This is a genomic window from Gordonibacter sp. An230, assembly GCF_002159915.1.
Lineage (GTDB): Bacteria > Actinomycetota > Coriobacteriia > Coriobacteriales > Eggerthellaceae > Rubneribacter.
Genome location: NZ_NFJP01000006.1, coordinates 125,174 through 148,046 on the forward strand (window position 1 = coordinate 125,174; position 22,873 = coordinate 148,046).

Below are 22,873 nucleotides of genomic sequence, written 5' to 3' on the forward strand. Positions count from 1 at the left end.
TCCTGCGAGATAGACGAAACGACGATGACGGTCGCCACGCAAATGGACTCGGCTGACACGACGATTACGATGGGCGCCGACGATGCGACCATCGCCGGCGCGAGCATCGGCAAGATAGCGCCGGCGACAGGCGTGACTCCGCTGACGAAACTGACAGCCCACAATGCCTACACCTCAACCATCTCGTGGAACTGCACGGGCGCCTTTCAGGCGGGCACGCACCATATCGCCACCATCGCGCTCACCGCAACGGAGGGGCTAAGCTTGAGCAAAAGACAACGCTTCGGTCGCCGTCGAAGGTGCAACAGCGCAGTGGAGCGTGACGCACGATGGTGCGGCTGGACGGACAACGTGCCGAGCATCCACGCGGCGTTCTCCAAGACGTCGGGAACGCGAAGGCTTCGCTGTCCTTTCTTTTCTTTCCTGATATCCGTGGTTACCTGTGTCCGTCTTATCCGGCCGTGTTCATCCGCATCTGACGTGCCCGGTCATCGCATCGCTTCTTTCGTGCCTGCCTATCTCGACCATTCCGACTGCTTGCATCCACTCCCTGCGTTTGCGCCCCTCCTGTTTTCTCCATCTGCCGCGTTCGGTTGCTGCCTCGATTGCTGCAGCGCCGTCGCTCTCTCGCGCTCGTCGCGTCTGCCCGATGCCCTCTCTTGCCACCTCTTCACCCCGCTCTGCCCAGTCGCAACCTCTCTTGCGCTTGCCGTCCCGATCATCCCGTCCGTCTCGCCTTGTCTGCGCCGTCGCGTCTCATCGTCTCGCCTCGCGGTCTCGCTCGCGTTGCTCTGCGGTTCCACCTGATGCCGCCCCTGCGAGCGCCTCCGTCCTCAGATCCGTTTCTCTTTCGCATTTGCCGCCTCTTGGGGTGTGGTGACGCAAGCTGCTTCAACGAAACGGCAACCAAATTCTATTGCGCCTGTGTTTTCGCTCCGGGCGCGCATGGATGCCCCTATAATAAGCGGACGGACGAACATCCCAGAAGGAGGCTGTCATGGGCAACAAACTAGGTGCTTTCCTGGCCGGCGGGCTTGCAGGCGCGGCCATCGCGCTTTTGTGCGCGCCCCGTTCGGGTCGCGAGACGCGGGCTCTGGTCACAGACAAGGTGAATGCTGTTTGGGGCGAGGCTCAGGAGCTTGGCGCGCAAGCTGGCAGCAACATGCAACAGGCCTATCGCGAGGCTACTGCCAAAGGCCAGGAGGTCGTTCAGGACGTGGCGGCTAAGGGCCAGGAGCTCTACGGCCAGGCTGCTCAGCGCGTGCACGACGCAGCTGGCACCATCAAGCCGGCGTTCTCTCAGAAGAACGACGAGTTGCGCGATAAGATCGAGGCGGCGCGCCAGCGCATCGCCTCGCAGGTGGCTAGGAACGCCGACCAAGCGCACGATTCGGCGAGCAAGGCCATTCCCGTGGCTGCTGGCACGGCGCACGAAGTCGTTGACGCCGCACAGGACAAGGCGCAGGATGCAGCTGATTCGGTGAAGAGCGTCGCGGATGATGCCGCCGACAAGATCGACGACAAGGACCTGTGGTAACACCGAGGCTCTGAAAGGGAAGCGGCGCGCGAAACGAGAGGTCCGACGCCGAACGCGTCGGGGCTCCCTCGCGCGCCGCTTCTCCGCATTTGAACGCACGCATGGCGCTGGGGGGCTCGGCATCGGCCAGCGAAGCGCGTCGTGCTGTACGGGAGAAGGACATGGCAAGCACACTCATCACTACGGACGAGCTCGTCGGCGTGCGCGTCGTGGGCGGAAAAAGCGGACAGAAGCGCATCGGCAAGGTGCGCCATTTCGTGTTCCATCCGAAGGAAAAGCGCTGCATCGGTTTCATTGTGAAGCGTCCTGACTTTTTGTGGATGTTCCGTCGCAAGGACAAGTTCGTGTCGATAAAGGGATACGACTTGGTGGACGGTCGCGTCGCGGTTCGGGATGTCCCCGAGGCCACTGATCGCGCCGCATGTAAGGCGCTCGGAGTTAATTGGGATGACTGCGTGCTGTGGGTGGGGCTTCCCGTCATGACCGAGGACGGCCAATCCTTCGGTACAGTGGGCAACGTCGTTTTCGATCGGCGCACGGGTGCGGTGGAGTCCTTCAGCACCGACGGGGGCGCCACAGCGAACGCGCTTCTGGGCACGCGTACGGTTCCGGCCGACCTCGTGAAAGGGTTTCGTCGTGGCATGGGCGCGGCAGTGGCCCCGACAGGACAGGAGGGCGTTCGGACCGACGACGTGACGCTGGGGGCCATCTTCGTGTCCGACGAGGTCAAGGCGCTTGCCAGCGAAGGCGGCATGGCGGAGAAGGCCGGAGCGGCCACGGCGGTGGCCGTTGACAAGGTTCGCACGACCGTGGATAAGGCCAGGCCCGTCGCCAGCGAGGTGGCTCGGAAAACCGGCGAGGTGGTGAACAAGGGCGCCTATGCCACCGGGAAGCAGATCGCGGCGACGAAGGGCATGTTCTCCAGCTTCAAAGAGGAGTATGACAAGGCGCGCGGTCCTAAGCCCGCGAAGGAGGGCCAGGCTCTCGAGAAGGCGGGCGGCGCTTCGAAGGGCGCCGCGAACCCCGCATCGAAGGGCGACGGAAAGCAGACGACTGCCAAAAAATCCGCCGCCAAGAAACCCGCACCGAAGAAGAACATGTTTGCCGCGTTCAAAGAAGAGTACGACAAGGCCCGTCACGATGACTGACAAATTCAACACCGGGAAATTCAAAGCGCGCGCCGAGGAGCGTCGGGAGGCGCTGCATGAAAAGGCGGAGCAGGAAGTGACCGTGCGCGGTCGCAAAATGGAGAAGGGCGATATCTTCAAGTTCGTCGGCCTCATCGCGTTCTTCGCGATTATGGTGCTCATCTGCGCTCTGCTCTGGCCGTACTTCCATGATTTGTTCGAACCCGGCGGTATCGATCGCATCATCTCCGACGTTCGCGGTGCGGGTCCGGTTGGATTCCTCATTCTTTTGGGGTTGCAGTTTTTGCAGATCGTGGTTGCGTTCATCCCCGGCGAGGTCGTGCAGGTGGCGGCGGGCATGCTGTACGGGCCGTGGATCGGCGCGCTCGTCATCTTCGTCGGGTGCGTGCTTTCGAGCGCGTTCATCTTCGCGCTCGTGCACAGGCTCGGAGCGCCGTTCGTGCAGAGCATGGTGCCCACGCAACACTTGGAGAAGTTCAGGCGCTTCGAGGCGTCGGGCAAGCTCAACATCACAGTGTTCATCTTGTTCTTGATACCCGGTTTGCCAAAAGACGTGTTCACTTACCTAGTGCCTCTCACCGATATGCGCATGCGCACGTTTTTGGCGCTGTCCAACGTGGGGCGCATCCCGGGCATCATCGTTTCCACGTACGCTGCGGACGGGTTGGTGGAGGGGCGCATCATGGAAAGCGTCGGCATATTCGCCGCAGCGGCGGTGATCGCCATCCTCGGTGTCGTGTTCCGCGAGCGCATCATGAAGATGCTCGATCGCTCGTCGCATCGCGACGACAAGTAGGGGCTCGCGCGCGACGGAACATCCTCTGCGAGCATTCGACAGGCCGCCGCATCGGAGCGGTGCGGGCTCGCGCAGGCGCGCCAAGCGGACGCAGAGGGGGCTGCACCCATCTGCAGCGCGGGCTCGCGCAGCTGGTCGCGGTTGAGGGAGCGCGCACCGTGGCGAACGTGCGTGGGCGGCCGAGGCGTTCGTCCGGCACGGTGGCGGAGTCGCGTGGCCGACGCAGGTGGGGGACATGCACGGTGCGCCGAATACGGCGGGCGCATGCCGGGCGACGAGCGCATTGGATAGCGAGCGACCAGATCTGCATTCGCGTTGGCGGGCGAATGCGATTGACGTGTCGGCTGGATGCGACGCGACGCGAACCTCGTTCGCACCTGGATTCGGCGTTCATTGCGACGAGCGTGTCCGGCGTTCGGTCGGGCGGTGGGGAGAGGCCGTCAGACGTGGAGCCAAAAAGCGCATGGCTGTTGCAGGTGGGGCATGCGCAAAGTGGGATTGGCCCATGCCGACCGATGGCACGACCTCGATGGGTTCGAGAACCGCATTGGCGCAGAAGGATGCGACATGCTGCGCGCCACGGGCATATGCGGTATGCGATAGCCTGGCACAAGCTGTGTCCCATGAAGGATTCACTCTTAAGAATGGGTGACGTCCTTAACGGTATTGTGACGGAATCAACAAATTGGTCTCGTTGGGCACTACTATGGCGCTCAAGGAACACCGAAAGCAAATGAAGATAGAGAGAGGTCCCTTATGGCAACGAATGAACCCCTGAGCAATGCGACGGACGAAGTTGCCGCTGCTGAAGCTGAATTGAGGGCCGCCCAGGAACGATTGGCGGCCGCCAAGGCGAGGATGGCGGAAGAGTCTGGCGAAAGCGCGTCGGGAGGCGGGAGCGATGACGTTGCCGCCGAAGAGCGTTTGGACGACGAGCGTGCTGATGACAAGAGCGTTAAGGATGCTGTCATCGCCGAGGATGCGGAGGCTGCTGAAGCTGTCGAGGTTGTCGAGGTTGTCGAGATGAACGGAGCTTCTGCGGCGTCTTCCAATGCCGATGAGGAGTCTAGTGCTTACGGCGCGCAGGCGTCCGACGCTTCGGTCGCCGGTGGCGTTGTCGATGCTGCGGGGACTTCCGACGCGGTCGGTGTTCCGACGGCCGTCGGCTTCGACGAAGCGTCCAACGCCGCGGCGCCGCAGCCCCCTGTCGCCGCATCGTCTTCCGAATACGCTCCGCCGCCATCTGGCGCTCCTGTGAGCTCGGTTGCTCCCGGGCAGCAGGCGGGCTCGCAGACGGGCGAGCCGGATTGGGTGCCGTACTCCACGTCGCAGATACCCACGCCTCCTTCGTACGGTTCGCCTGTGAGGAATCCTGCGGACGCCTCTTTTTACCAGCCGCCCGCGCCGGTGGGGTATGGGCACGGGTACGCGGCGCCCCAGCCGCAGTACCGGGTTCAACCCCAGCCTCAATCTCCCACTCCCCAGCCGCCGCACGCTGGTCCTGGCGCTGTCCCCCCGCAGCAACCCTACTATGGTTACGTCCAGCAACCGTATTATCAGCAGCCTTACACGCAGCCGATGGTCAACGTCAAAGATCATGTTGCCGCAGGTCTTCTGGCCATTTTCTTGGGTCCTTTGGGCGTTCACAAGTTCTACTTGGGTTACAACACGGCCGGTTTCATCATGCTTGCTGTGTCCATTTTGGGCGGGATTTTCACGCTCTCGTTGGCGACATGGGTGATTTGGATTATCGCCATCATCGAGGGCATTTTGTACTTTATGAAGCCGCAAGCTGAGTTCGAGCAGATGTACGTGCTGAACAAGCGGGAGTGGTTTTAAGAGGCGAGATCGTATCCCGTTGATTGTTAAAAGGCCTCGTCGGGCTTGAGCATTTCCGGCGTATGCGGGCGGCTCTACCGAGTGCAAGTGGTTCGATATGGCGCGACGACTGCTGTCGTTGTGCTTGGTTAACGGTTTTGCCGCTGCGCCCTGTTTTCAAAAGGGAGGGATCACCCCTCCCTTTTTCTTCGTTCCTTTTGAGGGAAGACGCCGTTTGGATTTCGCACGCGAGGTTTTGCGCACGTGCCGCCCCTGCGCGTGCCCTTCTTTCCCGCTAAGGCGGATGGCGCAGAGGCCAAGGGACGCCGCTTCGTCTTTCAAGTGGCGAGATGCCGTGGCAAATTGCGAGATGCCATGGGCTTTCTGGCGACAGCGCATCGTTTTGTCTATTGCTGCATTTCGGTCCCGTCCTGCACTGCTTCTCATCTCCCTCGATCCGCCGCCCTTCCTCTTCCTGTCTTGATGCCGCGCTCCCTTTCCGTTGCAGGGGAGGGGTAGAAAAAGAAGGGGTGGGCGTTGGAGAGGCGGGCGTCTCATGTGGAGCATTCGCCTCTATAATGCGCTATCGCGATGATTGCTTCGCATGAAGCGCCCATGTTGGCGACTGCGATGCACCGTTTGATCGTTCCTGCTCGACTAGCCGCTTTGACCGGCCCAACCGCTCCTCCTCCTGCTTGTTTCAGCCGTCTCGTTCGGGCGCGCGCTTTACCTCGCCTTGGCTGGTCTACGTCGCTCCAGCTTGCCCAATTTCGTCTTGCCCCCAATTCGCTGTATGCCTATTCGCTTCGGCTTCTCTGTATTCCTCGCGGCTTCGCTTGCCTCCTTTCCCTCTCCTCCTTCCTTTTTGGCTCGCCTTGCTGCGCATCATCCTGCGCCGCCGCCGTGTGCTTATCCTCTGATCGCTCATCCCGTTTGCCTTTCTCGCCTCATCCCGGTTCATCTGGAGTTCCGTTCGCGGGGTTTTTCGATGGAACAGGGCGTTTCCCCGTCCTTTTTCGTTAGAATGGCCGTATCGCTCAGGCGCTGATCCCATAAGGAGGAAATCATGCCCAAGATCACTCGTGACCAGGTGAGGGTCCCGGTCGACGTCATGCCGGAATCTCGTGACGAGTACATCGAGAACTACCTGAAGGCCACTCGCGGCACCGGTCGTCTCATGCTGTTCGCATGCGACCAGAAGATCGAGCACCTCAACAAGGATTTTTACGGAGAGGGCATCGACATCGCCGATGTCGAGCCGGAGCATCTGTTCAAGATCGGAAGCCAGGGCGTGTGCGGCGTTTTGGCCGGGCAGCGCGGCCTCATCGCGCAGTATGCCGCCGACTATCCCGAGATCAACTATCTCGTGAAGATGAACTCCAAGACGAATCTCGTCAAAACGAGCCAGGACGATCCCTACTCGCCGCAGCTGCACGACCTCGATGCCGTGCTGGCCATGCGCGAAGCGGGCGTCAACATCGTGGGCCTGGGCTACACCATCTACCTGGGCAGTGAGTACGAGTCCACCATGATGGCCGAGGCGGGCCAGCTCATCGCGCAGGCGCACGCGAACGGTCTGCTGGTGGTGCTGTGGATCTATCCGCGCGGCAAGGCCGTCACGGCCGAGAAGGATCCTGACCTCATCGCAGGAGCGGCGGGTGTGGCGCTGTGCCTCGGCGCCGATTTCGTGAAGGTGAATCCGCCGAAGCCCGAGGGCGACGACACCCGCACCCCTGCCGAGGCCCTGAGCATCGCTGCCAAAGCAGCGGGCCGCACGGGCCTTGTGTGCGCCGGTGGCTCCACGGTGGACGCCGAGACGTTCCTCACGCAGTTGCATGATCAGATTCACATCGGCGGCGCATGCGGCAACGCCACCGGCCGCAACATCCACCAGCGCTCGCTCGACGAGGCCGTGCGCCTCACGAAGGCCATCAGCGCCATCACGCTGGCCGACTACTCCGTGGCCGATGCGCTGGCCGTGTTCAACGGCGAGAAGGACTTCGCGCTGTAGGCGTCTTGCGGCATCGTGCGCAAAAAAAAGCGCTCCTCTTTGCGAGGGGCGCTTTTTTTGTGCAACGACCCAGTGCGACTGTTCCCAGTTGGTCTCGAACAACAATCAGGATCTTCAGGCAAAAGTCGGCGATAGGCGACTCGGCAGAGGGATGGGCAATGTGTCGATCTGGGTTTGCGTCGTTAAGAGAGCGCGAAAACGGATGCTCGAGATGTGGTGTTTCGAGACGCGAAACCATTCGTTGCCAGAGTCGTTGCATCGCGTTTGTCGATCTCGATTTCAACATGAATGCCCTATGTCAAGAATCAGGAATGAGATTGGCCGTCGAGGGCGCGAGCCGTCAAGCTCGCGCCCTCGCTTGTCAGTTGACGGCTGGCTGCTGTTGGGTGGCGCAGTGGACATTGCCGCCGCCCAGGAACATCTCGTGACACGACACGCCAACCACCTCGCGGTCGGGATAGGCCTCGCGCAACACCTCGGCGGCCATCGCGTCGTGCACCGGATCGTCGAACAGGGGAAACACGATGCCGCCGTTTGCCGTATAATAGTTCGCGTACGATGCGGGAAGACGTGAGCCGGCCTCGGGCGGCCATCCTTCGCACACCTGGTCCATGCCGTCGCGCTCCTCCTCAGTGAGCAGGACGGGATCGGGGATGTGCAGCTTGCGCACCTTGAGCTTGCGCCCTTTTGCGTCGGTCTCCCGCGACAGCGTGTCAAGGCATGCGCGCGAGAGTTCGTACTGCGGATCGGCGGGGTCATCGGTCCAAGCCAGCAGGCACTCACCTGGTGCGGTGAAGTTGAACACGTTGTCCACATGCCCGTTCGTCTCGTCCAGGAAGATGCCTTGCGGAAGCCAGATGACCTTTTCCACGCCGAGGTAGTCCCTGAGCGTGTCTTCGATCTCGTGTTTGCGCATTTCGGGGTTGCGTCCGGGCGAGAGGAGACACGACTCGGTGACCACGAGCGTCCCCTCGCCATCTACGTGGATGGAGCCGCCCTCCAATACGAAATCGTCCAGTCGGTAACGATCGACGCCGACCAGGGCGCACACTTTGGACGCAACGCGATCATCCTTGTCCCAGGGGAAGTACAATCCGTCGAACAGGCCGCCCCAGGCGTTGAACGTCCAGTCAACGCCGCGCAGCTCGCGTCCGTTCGTCACGAACGTGGGGCCGGTGTCGCGCATCCAGAAGTCGTTGTTCGACACTTCCACAACCTGGGCGAAATCGCCTACGGCTCGCAGAGCAACCTCGTACTGATCGTCGTTGGCGCATACGGTGACCGGTTCGAATCGCGCAATGGCTCGGGCAAACTCGATAAACGTTTTCTGTGCGAGCTTAGCCCCGTAACGGAAGGTGTCTCGGCGCTGGGGCCAGATCATCCAACAGCGCTCGTGCGGCTCGAATTCGGCGGGCATGTGGAACCCGTCTTGCCTGGGAGTGGTTGCGAAGGTCTTCATGCGACGCGTCCTTTCTGGGAGTCGGTGTCGGCGGGTGCTTCGGCGTCCGTCGACGTGGCGCTCTTCTTGGCGGCGTGAGCGATAAGCGCCTCGCCGATGATTTGCGACACGATGATGCCGCCCAGCATGAATGCCACGTAGCCTAGGGGGTCTTCGCCCTCGGGCGGCACGAGGAACCCAATCACGGCCACGGTTAAGAATATGAAGTTCAGTGCGGCCACTGCTAGCGGCAAGCGCTTGCCCGGGATAGCGAAGGGGCGCTCGGCGTTCGGGTCGGCCTTGCGCAGTTTCATGAGGCTGAACGACATCACGATGTAGGGGAGGAAGAAGATAATGGATGTGAAAGCCAAAAGCGTCCAGAACAACTCGCTGCCGGAGCTAGCGGTGAGGCCGTACACCAACATGAGCGCGGTAGAGGCGATGCCAAGCAGCACGGCGGGGCCTACGGGCGCGTGCGCTTTGGTGCTCTTGGCGAACCAGCCGGGCAACTCGCCAGCCTCGCCCGCTTCCAGTGCGGTGGCGTTGCCGCCCACCATCCATCCGAAGATGTAGCTGATGTACACCAGCACGAGCGCGACGGCGATGAGTCCCACGATCATCTTGCTGCCACCGTATGCCACGATGATGGCGTCGATCATGCCCGCAGCCGGATCGATCTCGCTCTGCGGCAGTACGAGCAGCACGGCGAGCGCGGAGAGCAGGTACACCACAATGGACACGATCTCGGCTATGAGCAGCGCGCGCGGCACGTCGCGCTTCGGGTTTTCCATCTCGCCAGCATTGCAGCTGATGAGATCCATGCCGGTAAGACCGTAGATATACACCGGCACGAGCGCCAACAGGCCCATGTCGAACGTGGGGAAGATGGTCTCCGGGGTGAATTCGTTCGCACTGCCGTTGACCGTCGCGAAGACGAAAGCTCCGACGATGAGCAGGGCGCACACCACTAGTTTGAGCACTGAGCCCGCATTGGAGACGACTTTGGTGTGGCGCAGGGAGATACAGTTGAGCCCTACGGCCAACCAAGTGCCTGCGATCACGATGACGGTGATGGCGAGAGTGGGAATCTCGATCCCTAGCACTTGCTGCAGCACGATGATGAGCGTGACCAGCGTGCACGGCACGAACGACACGACGTTCAGCCAGTACCACCACGTGGTGCGCGCGGCCCAGCGACTGCCGAACGCCTTTTGCGTCCAGACGTAGATGCCTCCCTGATCAGGGTAGGTTGACCCCAGTTCGGCGCAGATCAGTCCGTGACAGATGAGGTACAGCACCCCGAACACGAGGATGCAGAAGATCATCGAGGAACCGATGGACGCTTGCGAGCCCACTAGCTCGATGGAAAAGAACGATGCGAACGACAAGCAGAGAATGTCGAACAGGCGAAGTTTCTTGGTTTTGGCCATTGTAAGCCCCGTTCCTTGAGGCCCGTCTCGCGGGCATTCCGGTTTGCCGCAGCAGCAGAGGGAAACCGCGTTTCGAGACGCCTCGATTATCGTTTGGCACTGAGGACGGTGCAACTCGCAACGGCGAACGCGGCACGGGATGGAACAAGTTCAGCAAGTGTTCCTTTTGTGTAAACAAGGTTACTTACTAGGCTTCATCAGGCTGTATGTCAGAAGCTCTACAAGGGCCATCATCGACACGCGCGGGGAAAGGTCCTCGCCTCCGTACACGATGTGCTCGGCGAACACATAGAAATCTATGGAACTGAGGCTTTGCAGCGTGTTGTTGGCCGAATGCGTGATGGTGGCGATGATGGCGTTGCGGTGTAGCGCTTGCATGCGCTCGGCCAGTTCGATCATCACTGCATCCTCGCCGCTCATTGAGATGAGCAGGGCCACGTCGCCCTCGCGAAAGCGCTCGACGGCAGCCTTTGCCTCGAACCGCTCGAGAGGACAGCTTGCCCGGTAGCCCAAGCTGGTGAACAGGTGGTATGCAAAGTGCGCGAGCTCCTGATCGAGCCCCGTGCCGAAGCAGTAGATGCTCGCATCGGGCGAGAGTGCCTGCTTGAAGCGCTCTATCTTTGTGGGGGTGAGCACGCGCACGCTCTCGATGATGTTCTTGAGGTACTCCTCGCTGTACGACTGCTTCCACAGTACCGATGGCAATTCAGCTTGTTGGGAGGTGTGGTACGACAGGCGCAGCGCTTCAGAGAACTCTCGGTACCCGGAAAAACCCAGCTTGCGCGTGAAGCGCATGACAGTGGTGGTGGACACGAAGCAACGCGCTGCCAGGGTACGGATCTGCATGCCCTTGACTTCATCGATGTTGCGCACCACGTACTCGAAGATCTTGCGCTCGCTGGCGTTGAGTTCGCGTACATGCTTGTTCACTTGCTCGAAGAAGTCCACGGATCCTCCTCGCGTAACGGCGTTACCTAAAAAGTAACACATGACCAACCCTGTTGCAAGCGTTACGAAAGCGATCGGGGCTCTCGCAGGCGGGGCCTGCAGTGACGTACCATAGGGCACGTAGCAGCGCAGAGGAATCGCGTTCGCCTGCAAACGACGATCGGCAACCCGCAGATCGCCAACCGACGCGAAGGACGTGATCCGTAATGACCGCAACAGCCCGCACCAAAGGCGCCGTCGCCCATTTCCTCGATACCATTGATCTGTCCAAGCAGGAGATGCTCGACCTGTTCGCCACCATCCGCATGCTGAAAGAGGCCGATATGCAAGGCGCGGTGCCAAAGATCCTCGAGGGCGCTTCGCTTGCGATGATCTTCGAGGAACCCTCTACCCGTACTCGCGTATCGTTCGAGACGGCGATGACCGATCTCGGCGGCCACGCGCTCTACCTCAAGCCTGGCGAGATCCATTTCGGATCGCACGAGGCTATCAAGGACACGGCGCGTGTCATTTCCAGCATGTGCCACGGCATCATGTTGCGCGCCAAAGAGCATGAGAGCGTGCTGGCGCTGGCCGAGCACGCTACAGTGCCGGTGTTCAATGCGATGACTTACTACAACCATCCCACGCAGGGCGTATGCGACTTCTTTACCATGAGCGAGCATCTTCCCGAGGGTAAGGCGCTCGACGATATCCACGTGGTGTTCGTGGGCGACTCGCGCGAGGATACCGGCATCATGAGTAAGGAGACGGGCCATATGTGCGCCACGTTGGGCTTGCGCTACACGGTGTGCTCGCCAGAGCGTTACAGCATGTCCGAAGGCGAACAGGCGAAGATCCGCGCGAAAATGGCCGAGACCGGCGGTAGCCTTACGGTCACCGACGATGTGGACGCAGCCGTGGGCGACGCCGATTTCATTGTGCCGGATGTGTGGACTTACTACGGCTACGAGGATGAGGAGGCCGATCGCATGGCTTCGTTCATGCCGGAGTTCCAGCTGAACATGAGCATGCTGGAGAAGGCGCCCGCGCATTGCAAAGCGCTGCACTGCTTGCCGGCCAATCGCGAGGTGGAGATCACGAGCGAGGTGATGGATCATCCTACGCGCTCGCTCGTGTTCCAGGAGGCCGAGAATCGTCTGCACACCCAACGCGGGCTTCTTGCATGGTACCTCTATCCCCGCATGCGCGAGGCCGACGCCAGGCTGAAGGCGTACAATGAAGGTCGTGTGCGCAGCTTCTTGGACTCGCATCTGAAATAGCGGGGGCGCGCCGACCAACCCGACGTCGCTCATATCCCTGCGCCCATGGGCAATGCTCTATATGAGAGCATCGGTTTCTTGTGCGATTTCGGTCTATGGCGCGCAAAGCGTCGATGCGAAGAGAGGAGACGGGGTGCAGCAAGTGGATCTGCGCGCATCCCGTCGTGGCTGCCTCTCGTCGGGGACTATGGGGCTGTACGTGGGCGGCGTCTTCAATGCGACGAGTCTGATTCACTGTTTTGTGCAGGTCATAACGGGAGCTCGCGCAGATGCCGTTTGATCGCGATCTCGATGGAGGCTGGTCTTGGCAGCGATGTGGGGCTCTTTCCTTAGTGGGCCATCTCGAAGAAAGGATCGGTATGATTTTGCGAGATATGCGGGAGAGGCGATATATTGCTCCCGTCAACGCTGCGAAGCTCTGCAACAGGAGCGTAGTGCTCGCCGTCGACGATGGCGCATGCTCACGGCGAGCGTGCGCCATCCGATGATGCCGAAGGACGACTTGATGGCAAGGGGCCTTGATCGCTGCGGTCCTGCGATGCGTGCGACGTGCCCGGAGGGATTCGATGCGCTCGGTGCTTTAGAAGCGATGGGCGTCATCGCACAGTGCGTATAAGCAAGGCGTCCCGATTTGCCGTTCGTTTCACTGCTGTGGTTGACGAGTACTGCGAGGTTGATGTCGAGCACAACGTCTGCGACTCCCCCTCCAATCTCATGCCGCTTTCCGTGCCTCCCATGGCGACGGCATCTTGCGGGAATGGCGCATCGACATGCATTCTGTCGATCTGTGGAAGCTCATCGATCTAGACCGTGCAGTGAAGTGCGGGTAGGGCCTTTTTAACGAGTGCAAAATTCAGGCAGGGCTTGAGGTGGGTTCGCCTCGCCCGAGACGCTCACTCGCCTCGCATCTCGTTGGACAGCTCGATGATCTCCTGCTTGCTGTGGACGTTGAGCGTGGTGTAGATCTTCTTAGCGTGAGTGCGCACGGTGTTCTCGGATACGTACAACTTTCTCGCAACGGTGCGGATATCGTAGCCATGCGCCAGCAGCGTGAGCACTTCGGTCTGCCGCCGAGACAGCCGATGCTCTGCGGCCAGGCGCTGGCAGTTCTTCTCGATGGGGTCGATCAGCTTGGATGCGCTTGCCTTTTCGCTTTCGTCCTTCCCATCGTCCGCCGTCCCTGTCGTGGTTGTCGTGCTTCCGCTCGTCAGGGCCGCCTCGTTCGCTGCAGTCGACTCGTCTCTGTCCGTCATGCTCATTCTGCCCGCTGTTCCCGGCGCGCGCGAGACGAAGAACATGACGATGGAGCAGCCGTACAGCAGGGTCGCCACTGTCACCGCAGTGGATGCTTCCTGCACGAGCAGCTGTTCGCGTGCCGACTCCATTGCGAAGTTGCTCAGCCGGTTGGCACCGTAGAACACTCCTGCGAACAGGCCATACACCGCAGTCAATCCCAGATTTCTTTCCGAGCTCACCTCGATGCTCTCGATCATCACGATCATGGAGAACGCCACGAACGCGATGCCGCTCACATAGGGGACGACGATGCGCAGCGGCGGGTCGAGGACGAAAAACAGCAGCAAGGCCGTCGCAATGATGGGAAACAGCACGGTGAACGCACCGATGAGCGTCGTCTTTCGCCTCAGCCCGAGCCATACGATGCCCAGAACGAGGGCCGCGATGATGTTCTCGGAATGCACCATGAGCGACTGCTCGACGAAGGACATGCCGGCCATCGACCCCTGCGACACCGTGGCGATGATCGGCGTGGCGAATCCGATCATGGCGCAGCAGAGCAAGGGTCTCCAAAATGAAAACGCCAGCATGGCCGGCGAAACGGTGCGAGTCGGCACCTTTTCGCGACCTTCGCGACGGGCGATTGCCTCGTGGCTGAACAGGATGGCCACGTTGATCGTGGCAAGCACGGCGATGGTCAGCGCGATGGTGGAGCCATCCAACGTGGAGAACGCTAGGTATGGAACGGCCGACAGCACCGATCCCAAGACGATCTCCACCTTGGCCATGTCCGATCCGTCGGTGAACAGCGCTCGTGCCCAGCAGAAGAAGCAGCAGGTGGTTCCAACTCCCATGCAAGTGCCGGCAGCGACGAGCACGGCAGGGTTTTGCAGAAGCGTTGAAAGGCCCATCAGCACCACGGCGATGCCCAGAAGCGCGATCGCCGCGCCAAGGGGGCTTCGGTCGAACAGGCGCGGCGCCCGGTACGCTCCTGCGAAAAACACGGCGAACGCCAGCACGTTGCTCAGCGACAGCGGCGCGTTCCATAGCAGCCGGGCGTTTTCTCCGAGCGTCGTTTCGGGCAAGAGAGCGAACCCCCACAGTGAGAACGAATTGAGCGCGAGGAAGCACGCGAAGCCCGTGGCCGAGAGCAAGATGTGAGCGATGGTTTTCTGCATGGAACCCTCCTTGCAGCATTGTACCCGATGCGCGCGCCCGAAGCGCCGACCGGCAAGCAGAAAAAACAGCCCGATCTGCGATTTTCTCTCGAATTCACCCGACATATGTGAAGGCGCGGGGGCAAAAACGCTCGTCGTGGGTGAGCGTGCGGAGCCTCGGGGCGTGTTAGATTCGGGTAGTAGCTGCATTTGAAGCAAAGGAGGGCACGCATGGAATTGAACAGACGCGACTTTCTGAAGGGCGCAGGCGCGCTCGGAGCGCTCGGAGCTATGGGAACATTGGCCTCGTGCGCTCCTGCCTCGTCGAAAACCGCGGCTGGCGGCGCAGGCGAAGGGTCGGCCGCCGATGGTGCGCTGACCGCGCAATCGGCCACGCAGAAGTGGAGCTTCGAGATACCGCCCGAGCCCATCGCCGACGCAGACATCGCCGAGACGTTCAGCGCCGACGTGATCGTGGTGGGCGCTGGCATGGCGGGCACGTGCTGCGCCGTCTCGGCGGCCGAGGGCGGCCTGAGCGTCATCCTCATCGATGCGGGCACCAAGGCGATCTCGCGCGGCGGGTCGAACCAGGCCATCGGCACGAAGTACCAAAAGGAGATGGGCATCGACTACACGCCGAAAGACGCATGGGAGCATGTGCAGATCGAGCAGTTGGCGGGCTTTTACAGCATGGACAAGATGAAGTGGTCGCGGTGGCTTCGGCACAGCGGCGAGTCCATGGACTGGATGATCGACAAGATGACCGCTAAAGGACTCAAGGTGAACCTCGAACCTCCCTACACCGATCCCGACGGCACGCTGGCCGCGCCGGCGTCGGTTCACAACTTCTGGAACGACGAGAACCCACTCGGCGTTTTCCAGGGCGCGCCCTTGTGCGCCCAAGCGTACGCCGACACGCTCACCCAAGATCTGGGCCAGGAGATACACTTCCAAACCCGCGGCGTGCAGCTTGTTCGCGAAAACGACAACACCGGGCGCGTGAGCGCGGTCATCGCGAAGCGAGCCGATGGCACCTACGCCAAGTACGAGGCCGCCAAAGCCGTGGTGCTGGCTACGGGCGACTTCTCCAAAGACGAGGATATGATGGCCAAGTACGCGCCGGACATCTACCATGCGCTGAAAGACCAGCTCACCTTCGGCGAGGACGCGGTCGATTTCGATGCCGGCATGAACTACTCCGGCCTCATGCCCGGTGACGGCCACAAGATGGGGCTGTGGGTGGGTGCGGCCTGGCAGCGGGTGTTTCCGAACCCCTGCGCCGTGAACGGCGGCGTTTCGGGCCCAAGCCACTGCGTTATCGACAACTTCTGGGGCATCAACCTCAACATCAACGGAAAGCGTTTCCAGAACGAGAACACGAACTTCGCGTTCGGCGCCCGCTCGCTGCTCACGCAGCCGCAGGCGACCGCTTTCGGCATCTGGGACTCCGCATATGCGTACACCCAGGACGAATGGGAGACGCTCGGTTGTTCGGTGAACAACGTCACGCCGCAAAAGCCGCTGACCCCCGAGCAGATGATCGCCTCGTGGGACGCCAATGTGGAGAAGGGGACGTACTTCAAGGCCGACACGCTCGAAGAGCTGCTCGACCAGCTCGAAGGCATCGACAAGGAGGAGGCGCTGGCCTCCATCGAGCGCTACAACTCCTACGCCGAGCAGGGCTACGATGAGGAATACCAGGTGAACCCCAACATCTTGTTCCCCATCAGCACGCCGCCGTTCTACGGGGCGAAAACCACGGGCGTGACGTTCCTCACGGTCATGGGCGGCTTGCGCACGAACGAAAACCTCCAGATCTGCGAGGAGGATGACACTCCCATCGAGGGTCTGTACTGCGTGGGCACGATGATCGGCGACTTCTTCGCGGGCACGTACAACTTCGGCCTGCCCGGTCAGAACCTGGGAGCCTGCTGCTGCACGCTGCCGTATGTGCTCGGCCGCGATTTGGCCAAGCTCTAGCGCGCCGCACCCCCCGCTTTAGTGCTTTCGTGCGCTCTCCTTTCCCCGCGCCTCCCCTGAAAAAGCCGTGCGTGTTCCGCGCATGTCTCCATGGGTGCGCGGGGAGGATGCGGGGCCGTGGATCGATGTGAAAAACGCGACAATCTCGACGCATCTCTCCTCGGGCGTGGAGCTCCCCGCTTTTCAGCCTTCCGGCGCTATTGCCCGTATCGCTCTGGGAAAGTGGGGGCGCTTCCGAAGCTTTCTGCGCGCCCCCTCGGCGTTCCTTTCCATGCGAGGGAAAGATGCGCGAACGCTTCCCCGTCTTTGCAGTTCGCGATGGGGCGCGCGAAAGGCCGCTTGCCGTTTTGCGAGACCCGCATCGCGTTCGCTGTCTCAGCTCGCTCGCCGCTCGTGGGGCTTTGCCGCTTTTGCTATCCCAACTTGCCCGCCGCCAGGTCTTTGCCGAGGACGTACGGCAAGGTGATGCAGGTGGCTCCGTAGTTCATGCCTTCCATGGCGAACGTGTAGGTGCCCGAGTAGAAGTTGCCGATCATGCACCCGGCATTGAACAGTCCCTCGATCGGCTGGTCGTCCTTGTCGAGCACGCGAAGGTCGGGGTCGGTGCGGAGGCCGCCCAGAGAGGTGAGGAAGCCGGGGGAGAAGGACGCGCCGTAGAAGGGACCGTCCCCCTCGCCGATGGGGATGAGCTTGTCGGCGGTCTTGTAGAAATCGGTGTCCACGCCCGCTTCGCACATCTTGTTGTAGCGCTCGACGGTTTCAATGGTGGACGCGGGCAGGCCGAGCTTCGAGATGACCTCCTCGCGCGTGTCCGCTTTGACGATGCCGAAGCCGTCGGCATCCGTGTCCCAGCGTTCGATAACCTCCTCGGTGGTGAAGTATTCGCCGTGAGGATAGTTGATGGCGCCCCAGGGGCCGCCCGCCTCGGCGCGGTTGGCTCCCCAGATGCAATAGGCAGTCTTCTCGGGCAGATGCATGATGGTCGCGCAGGCAAGGCCTCCCAACGCGTCCTCGTTCATGAAGCGCCGTCCGGCGTTGTCAACCATGAGGCCGGTGTGACTCGTATACGGCTGGTCGCCAGGAAGATTGGGACGGCCGAGCATGATGTTGTTGGGCTCCTTTTGCCAGGCGCCGCCTACCCACAACTCCATTTTGTGACCGTCTCCGGGCATGAGACCGCCCATCCATATGCCCTGGTCGTAATTGACGTCGGTCGTGAAGTCGCACAACTCGACGGCTTGGGGGCAGTAGCGTTCCATCATGTCCTTGTCATGGGAGAAGTCGCCGGTTGCCATGATGATCGCCTTGGAGCCGACGTACTTGGTGTACGTGCCGTCGGCATCTGAAGCGATGATAGCGTCCACGCGTCCCTGGGTGCCGTTGGCCACCCCGCCGCGCACCAGCTGCTCGCCCTTGACGTTCCAGCGCACGTCCACTCCCAAATCTTCGGTGACGTAGCGTCCCATCTCGGCCGCGATGTGCCCTTCGCCGTTACCGATGGAGCCCTTCAGCTCGCTGTCGTCAACGTAGAACGCGTGGGCCGCCGGCGGGGTGAACATCGGGTCTCCCTCTTTGTATTCAGGGCCCGACTCGATGGTGGTCTTGATGCCGGCTTTGGCCGCGATGTCGATGATCCAGTTGATGGCCTCCTCGGAGTTGTTGTAGAACTTGTACCAGAGGGCCGGTTTGAAGTTGCCGCCGTTGGCCAGGTACTCTTTGCGGTAGAACCACGTGGGATCCATGCGCGGAATGCCCATCTCCTCCATGACCTTCGAGTACACGCCGTTGTTGGAGCCTCCGCGGCTCACCGGGCCTTTCGACGCGCTGATAAGCGTCACCTTCAGGCCGTTTTCGGCGCAGGATGCGGCGGCCACCAGTCCGCTCATCCCGCCGCCCACCACCACGACGTCGGTTTCAACCGTCTCTGCGATCGCGTCATCGCCGATGGGGTCGGGTGCGATCTCGAAGCTCCACTGTTGCCCGGCGCTGTTCGCGTTCGCTGTCGGGGCGGCGTCCGTTTTGCTTTCCGACGGTTCGGTTGCGGGCGAGCATGCGGCCAGCGCGCTTCCGGCGATGAGACCCGCGGCGCTCAACGCCGCCCCTTTGACGAAGCTGCGACGATTCAGATTACCCTCCATGATGAACTCCCTTCCTTGGCTTGCGTTCCCTCGACGCCGATCCGCCGTTGTTCGGCATTTTCCGCCTCGGGTTGACCGCAGCCTACTCGATCAGGCGAAACAAGACCTCACCCAGCCTAGGTGGTTTTTCATCCAGGAGATCGCACGTCGCGAGCGCCCGGTAAGGCGGCCGAACGGTGCGGTACAATGAGCGCGCGGGGGAGCCCGGGTGCATGCTCGGGAGCTTGCTGTCCGTGCGCGGAGGGAGGTACGGATCGGTGGGATTCGACCTGAAACATTTGAAACGCGAGCACGTGCTGGTGGCGCTTGCCTACGGTTTCTTTTTGGCGTGCACTTCGGTAACGCTGTGGGGAGGCTATCTGCGGTTCTTGCCAGGGCTGGAAGGCCCGGATTCCCGTATGCTCGAGTACTTCGTGCGAGGCGCGGCGCTGCCGCTTTCGCTCGCTGTTTCCGGTTTGGTCGCTTTCCATCGCCCGAAGGTGCGGCTGTGGCGCTCCCCGGTTTTGGCGCTGGCGCTCTTTCTCGCAGGGTCGCTGATACTTGCTTTGCAGCGCGGTGGGTCGGTTTCGTCCGAATGGTCGCTCGTCGTGGTCGGGGCATGCTTCGGCTGGGGAAGCGGGCTCATGTTCGGCGCCTTGCAGGAGATAGTGGCGGCCCAAAAGGTGTTCACTGCGGGCATCGTCGTGTTTGCGGCTGCTGGGATATCAGCGTTGCTGTTCTTCGCCTTCGAGGTGTTGCCGGCGAACGTGGCTCCGTGGGCGTCGCTGTGCGCATTGGCGCCCGCGGCGGTGCTGCTCACCTGCGCCGCTTGGAAGTGCGCGCCGAAAGTGCATCCCATGTTCGGTACCGTGCCCGAGCAGAGGCGCGATCGCTGTCGCGAAGCGGCTTCCGAATTGTGGCGACCGCTGCTTTGCGTCGCGTTCTCGGCGTTAATCGTGGGCATCGTTCGGGTCGGTTCGCTTTCGGACGGCGGGTCGATCGGCGAAACGAACGAGAGCAACATGATCGGGCTGCTTGCCGCGTCCGTCGCCCTGTTGGCCACGTGGAAGGTGCTGTACGAACGCGTGACGCTCATGCGCCTGTATCAGATCCTCTTCCCGCTCACGGCGACGGCGTTTTTGCTGCTGCCGCTTCTCGACGGAACGTTTCACCAGGTGGTGCGCTCGCTGGTGTTTCTGGTGTTCTCGGTCACGTCTTCGCTCATGGTGGTGTCGTGCGCTCGGACGGCGCGCAACCAGTCGCTCACGCCCGTGCTCGTGTACGGCTTTTTCGCTGGCATCGTGTACGCAAGCTCGCTCGTAGGCTCCGTCGTGGGCCTGTTCGTGGGCGCGGGGCGAGGCGTGGGGTTGGCGGAGCTTTCCGTGGTCGCGCTGGTGGCGGTGTATGCGCTGTCGGTTGCGATGGTGGCGCCGCATAGGGGGAAGGCGGGTCGCGGCAGGGCCGGCTCGGGCGAAGAGCGGTCGGCGTCTTCCGGGGGAGATGCGGGCGATGCGGTGTCGGCTGGTTGCGCAGTCGCGGTCGAACGCTATGCGCTGTCGCGTCGAGAAGCCGAGGTGCTCGACCTTTTAGCTCGCGGCCGCGACGTGCCGTATGTGGCGGAAGAGTTGATCATATCGAAGAACACGGTGCGCACCCACACGAAGAGCATCTTCGCGAAAACGGGGGTTCACTCGCGCCAAGAGCTGATCGACCTGGTGGAATCCATCGAGGCGTGAGCGCTCCTTCTTGTGCCCGTGGGCGCGACTTCCTCCGATCGGGCTTCCAAGTCACAAAAATCACCGCTGTGAAGCGCGAGGAGGCGTTTACGGGTTGTCATGCGGTTCGATTGAGACTCGTCGAATTTGGCGACCTGGGCTTTTGCGGGCGGTGGCTCTGTTTGGGCTGCCGCAGTACTCCGCAGGAGCTTCATAGCGGTGTTTTTTGTGACTTGGAGGCGAAATTGCGTGCTGTCACTGCAAAAAAGCGCATCGGCCCGGTCCTGGGGGACCCGGTCGATGCGCTTCGGGAGGGGATGAGCCGAGCGGTGCGGCTCGACGTGCCCAGCGGGGGCGGCCCAGGGTGCCCGTCGGGAGTGCGCCGCGCGGTGCAGCTGGAGTGCCCGTTGGGAGGGCGCCGTGGTGCGCCAGCGTGTCCAGCGGAGATACTCCGTACGGTGTGACTCGACGTGTCCAGAGGGGGTGCCGTACTAGGCGGCCCAGCGTGCCCGGCGGGGATGTGCCGTGGTGCTCCTGGTGGTTGCCCTGCTGGCGCTGCCGCTGCTGTCGTTCGCGTGCCTGAAGGTGGGCTTCTCGAAGATCCCCCTCGTGGACCTGCCGAAACGCACGTGGGGCAAGCTGCGCTTCCCGTGGAAGCTCGTCATCGTGCTGGGTGTGTACGAGTTCGTCCTGGGCGTGAAGCAGGGCGACGCGACGTTCCAGAACGACCTGTTCATCTTCGGTGTGATGCTGGCCTCGGCCATCCTGTTCGTCGTGTCGTACTTCTTCTCGCACAAGTTCGACTTCACGCGGGTGTACCGCACGCCGTTCGTGCTGATGGTGTGCGGCCTTTTGGCAACGCTGCTGTCGTTCTCGTCGAACAACGCGGTGTCCGACGTGCTGGTTTCGGCGGGCTATACGCTCATGTTCCTCATGCTGACGGTGCTCTTGTGCGACCTGTCGCACCGCTACGGCGTGTCGGCCATGCTGCTGTGCGGCATCGAGGAGCTGGTGATGTTCGCCAGCGTGGGCGGTCATGTGGCTGCTGCTGGCATGGCGGACGGGGTCGTGCCGCTTGCGGCCGACGACCCGGCCGTGTCCGTCACGCTCGTCATCTTGGTGGTGGCCAGCATGGTGCTGCTGTCCGAGCGCGAGTATTCGCGGTGGGGCGCGTCGCTCTTCGGCGTGGGGAAGCTGGCACAAGACGGCGACGAGCAGGGCCGGTTCGCCGCGCGCTGCACCGAGCTAGGCGAGCGCTACCGCCTGAGCCCCCGCGAGAAGGAAGTGTTCCAGCTCATGGCGCTCGGCAAAAGCGCCGCCGACATCGAGCGCGAGCTGTACATCGCGAACGGCACCTACAAGTCCCACACGCGCAGGATATACCAGAAGCTCGGCATCCACAGCCGTGCCGAGCTGGACGCGATGCTGCGCGGGAAGTAGGGCGGAGGGCGCCATGCGTTAGCGTGCCTCTGCCGATCCCCCATTGCGGTGCGCCTGCAGGTTGCGCTTCTGGTTCCGTGTGAAGCCTTTCTTCGTTGTTGGGACTCGGTTTCAATCAAGCTGTTCTGCGCACGGCCGCTTCCGTTCGCTCTTCCTGCGGAGGCGGTTTGTTTCATTTCGTCTAGGAATCAATTTGCAATCGGCGGTGTCGCATGTGGCAATCCTTCCATCTTTCCGTGCGTGCCAGACGTATGCTCGTGCTTTCGAATGGAAGGAGCTGCCATGCGCGAGATTTCGGGATTGGCCAAGTTTGGATATTTCTGCGTGGGGCTGTTCGGCGGTCTGTTCGGCGTGCTAGCTGCGTGGTTCATGGGCAAAAGCGGTTGGGGTTGGAGCGAGGGCGGCAAGCTGTTCGCTTGGTTCGGCTGCCTGTTCTGGCTCATCGTGTGGGCGATCATGGTGGTCACCGGTGGTATTGCAGCGTTTTTGGGCTTCTTGTTCTAGCGGTTTGCGCGGTGTGAGTATGGAGTGAGGTAGGGCGAGGCTCCCATACGCCAAAAACGCCCAGCTCGTCGAGCTGGGCGTTTGTGTGCGGATGGTGCCCGAGGCGAGAGTCGAACTCGCACGTCAAAGACAACGGTTTTTGAGACCGCCGCGTCTGCCATTCCGCCACTCGGGCGCACCGTGAAAGTATACCGGATGCATGGAGGCGCGTCGAGGGCAAAATGCATTATGTCTCAGGGGTTCTGCGCGATTTGCTGTTGGTCGCGCAGCCAGCAGGCCCACGCCCCGTAGCCCCCGTACAGCAGCGCCGCGGCCAGCGACAGGGCGAGCGCGGCC

Annotated in this window: 15 protein-coding genes and 1 tRNA gene; 10 read left to right on the forward strand and 6 right to left on the reverse strand. The window is 61.8% G+C overall.

The features are described from left to right. Positions 1-997 precede the first annotated feature (997 nt). The 5 genes from B5F40_RS04845 (at position 998) to B5F40_RS04865 (ending at position 7,310) form a co-directional block, all read left to right on the forward strand. On the forward strand, positions 998-1,537 hold the full coding sequence (locus tag B5F40_RS04845; protein ID WP_087193248.1) for a YtxH domain-containing protein: 540 nt from the start codon (positions 998-1,000) through the stop codon (positions 1,535-1,537). A 161-nt stretch (positions 1,538-1,698) separates the two neighbouring features. Next, positions 1,699-2,685, forward strand: a complete 987-nt coding sequence (locus B5F40_RS04850) for a PRC-barrel domain-containing protein (protein WP_087193249.1) — start codon at positions 1,699-1,701, stop codon at positions 2,683-2,685. Beyond that, positions 2,678-3,481, forward strand: a complete 804-nt coding sequence (locus tag B5F40_RS04855; RefSeq protein ID WP_087193250.1) for a TVP38/TMEM64 family protein — start codon at positions 2,678-2,680, stop codon at positions 3,479-3,481. Before B5F40_RS04850 ends, B5F40_RS04855 begins: the two co-directional genes overlap by 8 nt. 756 nt (positions 3,482-4,237) lie before the next feature. Beyond that, on the forward strand, positions 4,238-5,320 hold the full coding sequence (locus tag B5F40_RS04860; RefSeq protein WP_087193251.1) for a TM2 domain-containing protein: 1,083 nt from the start codon (positions 4,238-4,240) through the stop codon (positions 5,318-5,320). A gap of 1,045 nt (positions 5,321-6,365) precedes the next feature. Then, positions 6,366-7,310: an aldolase gene (locus B5F40_RS04865; RefSeq protein ID WP_087193252.1), complete on the forward strand. Its 945-nt coding sequence runs from the start codon at positions 6,366-6,368 to the stop codon at positions 7,308-7,310. A 361-nt stretch (positions 7,311-7,671) separates the two neighbouring features. On the opposite strand, the gene aguA is transcribed toward B5F40_RS04865, so the two are convergent. The 3 genes from aguA to B5F40_RS04880 all read right to left on the reverse strand — a co-directional run bounded on the left by aguA (position 7,672) and on the right by B5F40_RS04880 (position 11,126). Continuing rightward, a complete protein-coding gene (gene aguA / locus B5F40_RS04870; RefSeq protein WP_087193253.1) occupies positions 7,672-8,769 on the reverse strand; it encodes an agmatine deiminase in 1,098 nt (365 codons plus the stop codon). Beyond that, the gene (locus B5F40_RS04875) at positions 8,766-10,178 is read right to left on the reverse strand and encodes an APC family permease (RefSeq protein ID WP_087193254.1); all 1,413 of its coding nucleotides are present in this window, start codon (positions 10,176-10,178) and stop codon (positions 8,766-8,768) included. The genes aguA and B5F40_RS04875 overlap by 4 nt, the downstream gene beginning before the upstream one ends. A 180-nt stretch (positions 10,179-10,358) precedes the next feature. Beyond that, positions 10,359-11,126 (reverse strand): MurR/RpiR family transcriptional regulator, encoded by a 768-nt coding sequence (locus B5F40_RS04880; protein ID WP_162610898.1) that lies wholly within the window; start codon positions 11,124-11,126, stop codon positions 10,359-10,361. A gap of 206 nt (positions 11,127-11,332) precedes the next feature. On the opposite strand from B5F40_RS04880, the gene argF reads away from it, so the two are divergent. Further along, positions 11,333-12,388 (forward strand): ornithine carbamoyltransferase, encoded by a 1,056-nt coding sequence (argF, locus tag B5F40_RS04885; protein WP_087193256.1) that lies wholly within the window; start codon positions 11,333-11,335, stop codon positions 12,386-12,388. 893 nt (positions 12,389-13,281) lie between these two features. Here the strand turns inward: argF and B5F40_RS04890 are convergent. After that, entirely contained in the window at positions 13,282-14,802 is a 1,521-nt protein-coding gene (locus tag B5F40_RS04890) for a helix-turn-helix transcriptional regulator (RefSeq protein ID WP_087193257.1), read from the reverse strand. Between the two features lie 210 nt (positions 14,803-15,012). Here B5F40_RS04890 and B5F40_RS04895 point away from each other — a divergent pair, with 210 nt between their 5' ends. Then, on the forward strand, positions 15,013-16,761 hold the full coding sequence (locus B5F40_RS04895) for an FAD-dependent oxidoreductase (RefSeq protein WP_087193258.1): 1,749 nt from the start codon (positions 15,013-15,015) through the stop codon (positions 16,759-16,761). A 413-nt stretch (positions 16,762-17,174) separates the two neighbouring features. Here B5F40_RS04895 and B5F40_RS04900 read toward each other — a convergent pair whose 3' ends face one another. Continuing rightward, a complete protein-coding gene (locus B5F40_RS04900; protein ID WP_087193259.1) occupies positions 17,175-18,899 on the reverse strand; it encodes an FAD-binding protein in 1,725 nt (574 codons plus the stop codon). 212 nt (positions 18,900-19,111) lie between these two features. Here B5F40_RS04900 and B5F40_RS04905 point away from each other — a divergent pair, with 212 nt between their 5' ends. From B5F40_RS04905 to B5F40_RS04915, 3 genes are all read left to right on the forward strand, one after another. Then, complete coding sequence (locus B5F40_RS04905; protein ID WP_087193271.1) at positions 19,112-20,614, forward strand: helix-turn-helix transcriptional regulator; 1,503 nt, start codon at positions 19,112-19,114, stop codon at positions 20,612-20,614. A 504-nt stretch (positions 20,615-21,118) separates the two neighbouring features. After that, the gene (locus tag B5F40_RS04910; protein WP_087193260.1) at positions 21,119-22,033 is read left to right on the forward strand and encodes a helix-turn-helix transcriptional regulator; all 915 of its coding nucleotides are present in this window, start codon (positions 21,119-21,121) and stop codon (positions 22,031-22,033) included. Positions 22,034-22,315: 282 nt separating this feature from the next. Beyond that, positions 22,316-22,537 carry a hypothetical protein gene (locus B5F40_RS04915; protein ID WP_087193261.1) on the forward strand — a complete coding sequence of 74 codons (222 nt, stop codon included), beginning with the start codon at positions 22,316-22,318 and terminating at the stop codon, positions 22,535-22,537. A 92-nt stretch (positions 22,538-22,629) separates the two neighbouring features. Here the strand turns inward: B5F40_RS04915 and B5F40_RS04920 are convergent. After that, positions 22,630-22,712: transfer RNA gene (locus B5F40_RS04920), tRNA-Leu, on the reverse strand. Between the last annotated feature and the right edge of the window lie 161 nt (positions 22,713-22,873).

What these genes read in the sequence shown, in the direction of transcription:
- B5F40_RS04865 (WP_087193252.1), top strand. Translation starts at nt 6,366, where the DNA reads ATGCCCAAGATCACTCGTGACCAGGTGAGGGTCCCGGTCGACGTCATG.
- B5F40_RS04845 (WP_087193248.1), top strand. Translation starts at nt 998, where the DNA reads ATGGGCAACAAACTAGGTGCTTTCCTGGCCGGCGGGCTTGCAGGCGCG.
- B5F40_RS04875 (WP_087193254.1), bottom strand. Translation starts at nt 10,178, where the DNA reads ATGGCCAAAACCAAGAAACTTCGCCTGTTCGACATTCTCTGCTTGTCG.
- B5F40_RS04905 (WP_087193271.1), top strand. Translation starts at nt 19,112, where the DNA reads ATGCTCGGGAGCTTGCTGTCCGTGCGCGGAGGGAGGTACGGATCGGTG.
- B5F40_RS04850 (WP_087193249.1), top strand. Translation starts at nt 1,699, where the DNA reads ATGGCAAGCACACTCATCACTACGGACGAGCTCGTCGGCGTGCGCGTC.
- B5F40_RS04900 (WP_087193259.1), bottom strand. Translation starts at nt 18,899, where the DNA reads ATGGAGGGTAATCTGAATCGTCGCAGCTTCGTCAAAGGGGCGGCGTTG.
- B5F40_RS04855 (WP_087193250.1), top strand. Translation starts at nt 2,678, where the DNA reads ATGACTGACAAATTCAACACCGGGAAATTCAAAGCGCGCGCCGAGGAG.
- argF (WP_087193256.1), top strand. Translation starts at nt 11,333, where the DNA reads ATGACCGCAACAGCCCGCACCAAAGGCGCCGTCGCCCATTTCCTCGAT.
- B5F40_RS04890 (WP_087193257.1), bottom strand. Translation starts at nt 14,802, where the DNA reads ATGCAGAAAACCATCGCTCACATCTTGCTCTCGGCCACGGGCTTCGCG.
- B5F40_RS04915 (WP_087193261.1), top strand. Translation starts at nt 22,316, where the DNA reads ATGCGCGAGATTTCGGGATTGGCCAAGTTTGGATATTTCTGCGTGGGG.
- aguA (WP_087193253.1), bottom strand. Translation starts at nt 8,769, where the DNA reads ATGAAGACCTTCGCAACCACTCCCAGGCAAGACGGGTTCCACATGCCC.
- B5F40_RS04860 (WP_087193251.1), top strand. Translation starts at nt 4,238, where the DNA reads ATGGCAACGAATGAACCCCTGAGCAATGCGACGGACGAAGTTGCCGCT.
- B5F40_RS04895 (WP_087193258.1), top strand. Translation starts at nt 15,013, where the DNA reads ATGGAATTGAACAGACGCGACTTTCTGAAGGGCGCAGGCGCGCTCGGA.